9 protein-coding genes are annotated in these 7,216 nt (G+C 71.0%); 5 read left to right on the top strand and 4 right to left on the bottom strand.

The genetic code is table 11. From position 1 onward, the window contains the following. A partial coding sequence (locus tag NQ160_RS15055; protein ID WP_257516008.1) for an HNH endonuclease occupies positions 1–372 on the top strand: 372 nt, incomplete at its 5' end. A gap of 130 nt (positions 373–502) precedes the next feature. Beyond that, the gene (locus tag NQ160_RS15050) at positions 503–862 is read left to right on the top strand and encodes a nuclear transport factor 2 family protein (protein ID WP_257516007.1); all 360 of its coding nucleotides are present in this window, start codon (positions 503–505) and stop codon (positions 860–862) included. 1 nt (position 863) lies between these two features. Here NQ160_RS15050 and NQ160_RS15045 read toward each other — a convergent pair whose 3' ends face one another. Both NQ160_RS15045 and NQ160_RS15040 read right to left on the bottom strand, forming a co-directional pair. Next, complete coding sequence (locus NQ160_RS15045) at positions 864–2,618, bottom strand: ABC1 kinase family protein (RefSeq protein ID WP_257516006.1); 1,755 nt, start codon at positions 2,616–2,618, stop codon at positions 864–866. A gap of 5 nt (positions 2,619–2,623) precedes the next feature. Continuing rightward, entirely contained in the window at positions 2,624–3,256 is a 633-nt protein-coding gene (locus tag NQ160_RS15040) for a PadR family transcriptional regulator (RefSeq protein WP_257516005.1), read from the bottom strand. Between the two features lie 167 nt (positions 3,257–3,423). Here NQ160_RS15040 and NQ160_RS15035 point away from each other — a divergent pair, with 167 nt between their 5' ends. The 3 genes from NQ160_RS15035 to NQ160_RS15025 are packed head-to-tail and all read left to right on the top strand — an operon-like array spanning position 3,424 to position 5,125. Beyond that, entirely contained in the window at positions 3,424–4,032 is a 609-nt protein-coding gene (locus NQ160_RS15035) for a putative glycolipid-binding domain-containing protein (RefSeq protein ID WP_257516004.1), read from the top strand. Positions 4,033–4,075: 43 nt separating this feature from the next. Then, on the top strand, positions 4,076–4,561 hold the full coding sequence (locus NQ160_RS15030; protein ID WP_257516003.1) for a tetratricopeptide repeat protein: 486 nt from the start codon (positions 4,076–4,078) through the stop codon (positions 4,559–4,561). 30 nt (positions 4,562–4,591) lie between these two features. Beyond that, a complete protein-coding gene (locus NQ160_RS15025; RefSeq protein WP_257516002.1) occupies positions 4,592–5,125 on the top strand; it encodes a GNAT family N-acetyltransferase in 534 nt (177 codons plus the stop codon). A 27-nt stretch (positions 5,126–5,152) separates the two neighbouring features. Here NQ160_RS15025 and NQ160_RS15020 read toward each other — a convergent pair whose 3' ends face one another. Further along, a complete protein-coding gene (locus tag NQ160_RS15020) occupies positions 5,153–6,439 on the bottom strand; it encodes a M18 family aminopeptidase (RefSeq protein WP_257516001.1) in 1,287 nt (428 codons plus the stop codon). Positions 6,440–6,565: 126 nt separating this feature from the next. Continuing rightward, positions 6,566–6,949 (bottom strand): PPOX class F420-dependent oxidoreductase, encoded by a 384-nt coding sequence (locus NQ160_RS15015; protein ID WP_257516000.1) that lies wholly within the window; start codon positions 6,947–6,949, stop codon positions 6,566–6,568. Positions 6,950–7,216 lie beyond the last annotated feature (267 nt).

Here is a 7,216-nt window from a genome sequence, read left to right as displayed (position 1 = left end):
CGCATCCTCACCCACCCGATCTCGGGGGCGGTCCTCGCCGTTGACCGCTACCGCCCCTCCGAAGAGATGCGCCGCTACCTGCGCACCCGCGATCAGCACTGCCGATTCATCGCCTGCCGAGTGTCGGCTCGGCTGTGCGACATCGATCACACGATCGACCACGCGCGGGGCGGGCCGACCGCCGTCTGCAACCTCGCTCACTTCTGCGAGCGACATCACACCGGAAAACACCACTCGACCTGGCGTGTGGAACAGCTCGGTGGCGGGGTGCTGAAATGGACCTCGCCCACGGGCCGGGTCTACATCGACCGCCCGGTGAGCGAAGTCGCGTTCGCGACCGAACCCGACGAGTTCGATCCCGCACCCTTCTGAGGGCGCAGCCCCTCTGCTGTCCCCCCTCCCCCGTGAGCTCCGCGGTGGATCACCCCGTTCTCAGGCGCACCGCCCCGACCGACTGTCAACCCCGCCGCACGGTGTCCGCGCCCCGGAGTAGACCATCCGCATGAGCAGAACACGCGAATGGCTGGACGGATACATCACCGCCTGGCAGACCGAGAACCCCGACGATGTCCGCGCCATCTTCACCGATGACGCCGAGTACTGGTTCCGCCCCGACGACCCCGACCCGGCGCGCGGGATCGACGCGATCCTCGCCGCCTGGCCGGAGTCCGAAGGCGCTGACCCGCAGCATCAACTCGACGTGCTGGTCGAGAACGACGATGTCGGCATCGTCACCGGCACGATCGACTACCCGGGCGGCACCGACTACGTGAACCTCTGGGAGGTGCATTTCGCCCCGGACGGACGGGCGAAGAAGTTCGTCGAATGGTGCAGCGCGCGTTCCGAGACCGACTCGGCCTGACTCACGCCGGTCCGCGCGGACCGACCATCCCTGCGAACAGGGCGTGCGCCAGCGGCAGCGCCGAGACCGCCATCAGCACCGCGCCGAACACCTCGTCGGTCGAGCGCAGCAGCGCGCCACCCACCAAGAGGCCCCCGAAGAGGATCGCCGACACGATCCGGCGCGCGGCCCGCTCCAGCCGGGCCAACCGCCGATCCAGCCGCGGCGTCTGCACGGCGATGCGGCCGTCCTCGATGCGATCGAGGAAGCCGTCCAGCCGTCGAGGCAGCGCCGCCGCGACGGCCGCGTTGCTCAGCGCCTGCCGCGCGGCATCCTGCACGACGTTGCCCCGCTCGTCGCGCATCAACTGCCCGGCATACGGCTCGATGGCCTCCCACATGTTGAACCCGGGCTCGAGCGCGCTGCACACCCCCGACACGAGCGACATCGCTCGGATGATGAGCAGAAAGTTCTCCGGCAGCTGGAACGGCATGTCGCGAACGACGTCGCCGAACTCCACCGCGAAGTCGCGGAACTCCTTCGGGTCCACCTGCTGCAGCTCGGCGAACCCCATCCCCCCGAACCGGGCGAAGAGCTGCGTCATCGCCCGCTCCAGCTCCCGGGTGTCGGCCGACGGCAGCAGCACGCCCACGTCGCCGATGCTGTCGACGAGCCCCTTGCCGTCCTGCGACGCCACCGCGATCACGAGCTTTCGCAGCCCTCGCCGCAGCTTGGGAGTGACCTCGCCCATCATCCCGAAGTCGATGAACGTCAGCTGCCAGGATGGCGCGGCAGCGGCGTTCGGTCCGCCGCCCGGCCCAACCCCAGCGGAGCCCAGCGGCGTGACGAAGATGTTGCCCGGGTGAGGATCCGCGTGGAAGAACCCGTCACCGAACAGCTGCTCGAACATCACCGACGCGAAGGTGCGCGCCACCTCCGACGGGTCGATGCCCGCCGCCCGCAGCGCGTCGACGTCGTTGATCTTGATCGCGGTGACATCCGAGAGGGTCAGCACCCGCCGGGTCGTCCGCTCCCACACCACCTCGGGCACCGACACGCGCGCGTCGCCCGCAGCGTTCTCGGCGAACCGCTCGGCGTTCCCCGCCTCGAGCAGGTAGTCGATCTCGGCCATGCTCGTGATGGCGAACTCCTCGACGAGCGCGGGCATGTCCACGCGCTGCGCGACCACCTGCACCCGGCTGAGCCAGCGCCCCACCCGACGGAGCGCCGCGAGGTCGACGTCGACGATCTCCTGGATGCCGGGCCGCTGCACCTTCACCACGACCTCGTCGAACCCGCTGATCTCCTCATCCAGAGCCGCAAGGCGCGCGCGATGGGCCTGACCGAGGGATGCCGCAGCGACAGGCACCTCGTCGAACCAGGCGTAGGCGAGATCCAGCGGCATCCCGAGCTCGGCCTCGGCGGCCGCCCGAATGGCGGGGAACGGCACCGGCGGCACCTCGTCCTGCAGACCCTCGAGCTCCTTGGTGATCTCCGGCGGCAGCACGTCCAGGCGCGACGACATGAACTGCCCCACCTTGATCATGAGCCCGCCGAGGTCGACGGCCAGCACGTGGAAGCGCTGGGCGATGCGCGTCATGCGCGCCGCACGACCCCGGGCGACGAAACGCCCGAGGCCGAAGCGCGGCAGGAAGAGCTCGAACCACCACGACTGCACGAGGTAGCGCGCAGCGAAGCGCAGAATGCGCCGGTACCGGGCGCGGGTGTCGCCGACGCCGGGGATGCTCCCACGCAGGCCCCGACGCTCCCCCGTCACGCGGGTCAGCTCTGCGCGAGAAGGGCGTACAGGCGACGCCGTGCGTCGTTGAGGATCTCGACGGCCTCCTGCACCTGCTCGGGCGTGCCCGAGCGACCGACCTGCGTCGCTGCCTGCGCCAGCTCCATGCCCGCCTTCGGAAGCGCCGTCAGGCGGGCGTTCTCCTTGGACTGCCCCTCCCAGGGCGCGGACTTGCCGGCGACGGAATCGGCCTCGATGCGGCCCGCCTCGGTGAGGGCGTAGGTCTTGCGACCGTTGGCCTCTTCAGCGGTGATCAGACCCTCGTCGGCGAGCAGCTGCAGCGTCGGGTAGACGCTGCCGGCGCTCGGCTTCCACGACCCGCCGCTGCGGTCCTCGATCTCCTGGATGATCTGGTAGCCGTGCATGGGCCGCTCCGCGAGAAGCGTCAACACCGCCACGCGCACGTCGCCGCGTCCCATCCGGCTGCCGCCGCTGGGACGAGGCTCGAAGGCGCGACGCAGCTGGTCGACGGCATCCCACATCCCCTGACCGAGGTCACCGATGCCGAAGCCGTGCGAGCCCGCGCCGAAGCCGCCCTGCCCCGCCCCGAAGCCGCCGCCGCGACCGCCGCTGCCCTGGCCGCCGCCGAATCCGCCTGTACCGAATGAACCGCTCATGGTGTTCCCCCTCAAGAGTCGGTGAGTCTCACCGATACTTGACGATATATCGCTCAGGGGGATTGCAACAGGGGGATCCGTGTCGCCCGCGCGGGGCGGATGCCAGGTGGGCGGCGTGCTCGGTCAAGCCCATTGCCTCCGCCGAGGGGCAGGGGTAGACACGAAGGATGAAGAGCGAGCGATACCAGTGGCGGGGCGAAGACGACCCGTCGAGGGTCGACACCGCTTACGTGCGGTTCCGGGATCAGGGGATGCAGGCCCACGGGTCTTCGGTCACGCGCGGATACACGATGTCCTGGACGCTCGACGTCGGGGAGGGCTGGCTCACCGACCACCTGCGGGTCCGCTCGCTCGGCAAAGGCTGGTCACGCTCCTTGGACCTTCGCCGCAGCCGCGACGGCGACTGGCGCGCAACGGGGACCCACACCGGCACCGTGGACCTGCCCGACCCGGGGATGGCCGACGACGTCGATTTGAGCGGCGCAGTGGATTGCGACCTGGGCCTCTGCCCCGTGACCAACGCCATGCCCATCCGGCGCCTCGACCTGCACCGCAGGGACCGCGACGAAACCGCCCTCTCGATGGCGATGGTCGACGTACCCTCGCTGCGGGTCAGCCGCAGCGAGCAGACGTACAGCTCCCGTGAGACCGACGGCCGGCGCACGGTCACGTATGCCAACAGCGACCGCAGTTTCTCTTCCGACCTCTCGGTGGACCACAACGGCATGGTCGTCGATTACCCCGGGCTGGCCTGGCGCTTCTACACCGACGCGTGATGCCGGTTGCGATCGTCCCTCCACCGCGGAATACGCTGGCGGGATGACCTCCGCCGAATGGGAACAGCAGATCGCCGCTCTGTGGGCGGACGACACGATCGACGACCGCGAGCGCGTGGACCGCATGCGCGTGCTGGCATCCGCCGCACCTCATCCGTCGCTGGGGGCTTTCGAGCTCGGCGGCGCGTTGGATTCCGCCGGTGAGGAAGCGGATGCCGACGAGCAGTACGCCGCGGCCACAGCGGCGGCCCTGGCCGGCACCGATCCCGCCCGCGCCGCACAGCTCGCGGTGCAGCACGCCTCGACGCTGCGCAACCTCGGCCGCATCGACGAGGCCATCACGATGCTGCAAGACGCCCCGTCGCACGCGTCGGTGGGCTCGGCACCGGCGGTGTTCCTCGCCCTCGCCCTGCACAGCGCGGGCCGCCACGACGAAGCCCTCCGCGTCGCGATCGAAGCGGTCGAGCCGACTCTCCCCCGCTACAACCGGTCGATCCGCGCCTACGCGGCCGCCCTCACCGGCTCCTGACCCGGCGTCGCGCACCCCTACGCTGATCGCATGACCACCCTGCTGCGCGCCTGGACCGCGGTCGACGCGCCCGCACTGGTCGACGCGGTGGCCTCGACGCCCGACCTCGTCACCCAGCTGCCGGTGGAGGATCTGGCATCCCCCGACGGTGCACGTGCGTTCATCGCCCGATCGCTGCATTCGGACTCCGCCCAGCGTGTCTGGGTGGTCGTCGACGAAGGTGTCCCGGTCGGCAGCGTCGCCCTGACCCACATCGACCGGCGCCATGACACCGCGTGGGTGTCGTACTGGCTGGCATCCGCCGCCCGCGGCCGCGGTCTTGCCGCCCGCGCGCTCGCGGCCGCGTCGGATTGGGCGTTCGCAGACGCCGGGCTCTTCCGGCTCGAGCTCGGCCACCGCGTCAACAACCCCGCCTCGTGCGGGGTCGCCACGCGCGCGGGATTCGCACGAGAAGGCCTCGAGCGCGCCAAGCTCCGCTACGGCGAGGAACGCTTCGACGTCGAGATGCACGCCCGTCTCGCGACCGATCCGACTCCCGACGTCGCCCCGCTTCCCCGCGCCTGAGGCGCGCCGGGCACCGCGGCCCGCGGGTCAGCCGCGGAAGAAGACCTCGGCCACGCGCTGCAGATCCCACAGGTCGCTGACGCCCGCGAGTTCCCGCGCGGAGTGCATCGACAGAATGGGGATGCCGACATCGACCGTGCGCATCCCGAGCCGGGTCGCGGTGATGGGACCGATCGTCGAGCCGCACGGCACCGCATTGTTGGAGACGAACTCCTGCGACGCCACCCCGGCGTCGGCGCACCAGCCGTTCCAGGCCGCGGCTCCCACGGCATCCGTCGCGTACCGCTGGTTCGCGTTGATCTTGAGGATGGGCCCCTGTCCCAACTTGGGACGCACCACCGGGTCGTGCTTCTGCGGGTAGTTCGGGTGCACGGCGTGCCCCACATCGCTCGAGACGCACCAGCTCGCGGCCATCGCACGCAGCTGGGCCTCGCGGTCGGCACCGAGCCCGATCCACACCCGCTCCAGCACGTCGGAGAGGAAGGGTCCTGCCGCACCCGACCGCGTGCCAGACCCGACCTCCTCGTGGTCGAACACAGCGAGCATCGCGATGTGGTCGGCGTCGAACCCGTCTGCCGCGCGCTCCAAGGCGACGACGCCGGCGTGGACGGATGCCAGATCGTCCAGCCGCCCGGAGGCGAAGAACACGTCGTCGCGGCCGAAGACCTCGCCGCGGGCGGCGTCGGCGGTGACGATGTCGTAACCGCGGATGCGGGCGGCATCCACCCCCGCCGCGCGCGCGAGTTCACCCAGCAGGTCGGCCGAGTCCGCCTCGCCGAGGCCCCACACAGGCTGTGTCTGCGTCTGCTTGTCCAGCGCCAGGTGGTCGTTGGCCTCACGGTCGAGGTGGATCGCCAGCTGCGGCAGGCGCAGGAGCGCACCCGTCGCCGTCAGCACCGACGTGCCGTCGTCGAGCACGAGCCGGCCGGCCAGGCGCAGCTCGCGGTCGAGCCACGAGTTCAGCAGCGGGCCGCCGTAGACCTCCACGCCCGCCTGCAGCCAGCCCAGCGACCCCGTGGTCGGCTGGGGCTTGAGCTTGAACGCGGGCGAATCGCTGTGCGCCCCGAAGACGCGCACCGGCGTCTGCGCCGTCGCGCTCGTGGGGACGACCCACGCGATCACGGCACCGTCGCGCACGACCAGGAAGCGACCGCCGGCGGCATGCGGCCACGCCTCGGTTTCATCGAGCCGGGTGAAGCCGGCATCGACGAGGCGCTCGGCCACTTCAGTCGCGGCATGGAAGCTCGACGGCGACGCCGCGACGAACGCGGCGAGGTCGTCGGCGTGGGCGAGTGCGTCAGCGGCAGCGGGCACGGCGGGACTCCTCAGATGGCGGGCGGTGCTTCGATCGTAGTTCGCGGGATGCCGCGGGCGCGGGGGGGTCCGCCTGGCGCGGGCGCTGCGGCCGCAGAGTGGATGTGCGTGCGGCGCGACTGCGGCTCAGCGGATGATGAGCGCGACCGAATCGCTCTGCCCGCGGCGCAGCTTCTGGCCTGCGCGGATCATCTTGTACTTGATGCCGTACTTGGCGTTCAGCGCCCGGTCGAGGCGCGCCATGGTCGCCTCGTCGTCGTGCACGGTCGCGGTGGCCTCGACGGTCGCCGCGCCGTCGGCGACGTTGCCGCGCACGTCGCACGGCGTCAGTGTGACCCGCGCGGTGTGACGCAGCCGCTTGACCTTGCCCGATGCGCCACCCGTCGTCACGAGCAGCTCGTCCCCGTCGGGCGCCGCCCACACCGGCGTGCTCACGGCGACCCCGGTCTTGCGGAAGGTCGTCAGCAGCACGTACTCGGAGTCGGCGATCTCGTTCAGCGCAGGGGACATGGGTCCATTGTCCCCCGACGCCGGACGGAGGCGGGGCCGTCATCCGGCCCGCACCTCCGCCCGTCCCCCAACCCGCCCCACGAGAACCCGCGCGCGATCAGATCGGATGCGCCCCCAGCAGCATCCCATTCGGGTCGAACGCCCGCTTCAGTTCCCGCAGTCGGACGAGTCCGTCGCCGAAGGCCGGCGCCCGGTCGGTCCCCGGCTCATCCACGAAGGTGAGCGCCACGCCCGTCGACCGCCAGGGCTCCAGCTGCGCCATGCCGG

It is taken from the genome of Microbacterium sp. zg.Y909 (assembly GCF_024626565.1).
Note: the sequence above shows the minus strand (reverse complement) of the source record. Positions and strands in the feature narration are given on the sequence as shown.

Coding starts and splice junctions, on each gene's coding strand:
- NQ160_RS15050 (WP_257516007.1), top strand. CDS start 503: ATGAGCAGAACACGCGAATGGCTGGACGGATACATCACCGCCTGGCAG.
- NQ160_RS15030 (WP_257516003.1), top strand. CDS start 4,076: ATGACCTCCGCCGAATGGGAACAGCAGATCGCCGCTCTGTGGGCGGAC.
- NQ160_RS15035 (WP_257516004.1), top strand. CDS start 3,424: ATGAAGAGCGAGCGATACCAGTGGCGGGGCGAAGACGACCCGTCGAGG.
- NQ160_RS15025 (WP_257516002.1), top strand. CDS start 4,592: ATGACCACCCTGCTGCGCGCCTGGACCGCGGTCGACGCGCCCGCACTG.
- NQ160_RS15015 (WP_257516000.1), bottom strand. CDS start 6,949: ATGTCCCCTGCGCTGAACGAGATCGCCGACTCCGAGTACGTGCTGCTG.
- NQ160_RS15040 (WP_257516005.1), bottom strand. CDS start 3,256: ATGAGCGGTTCATTCGGTACAGGCGGATTCGGCGGCGGCCAGGGCAGC.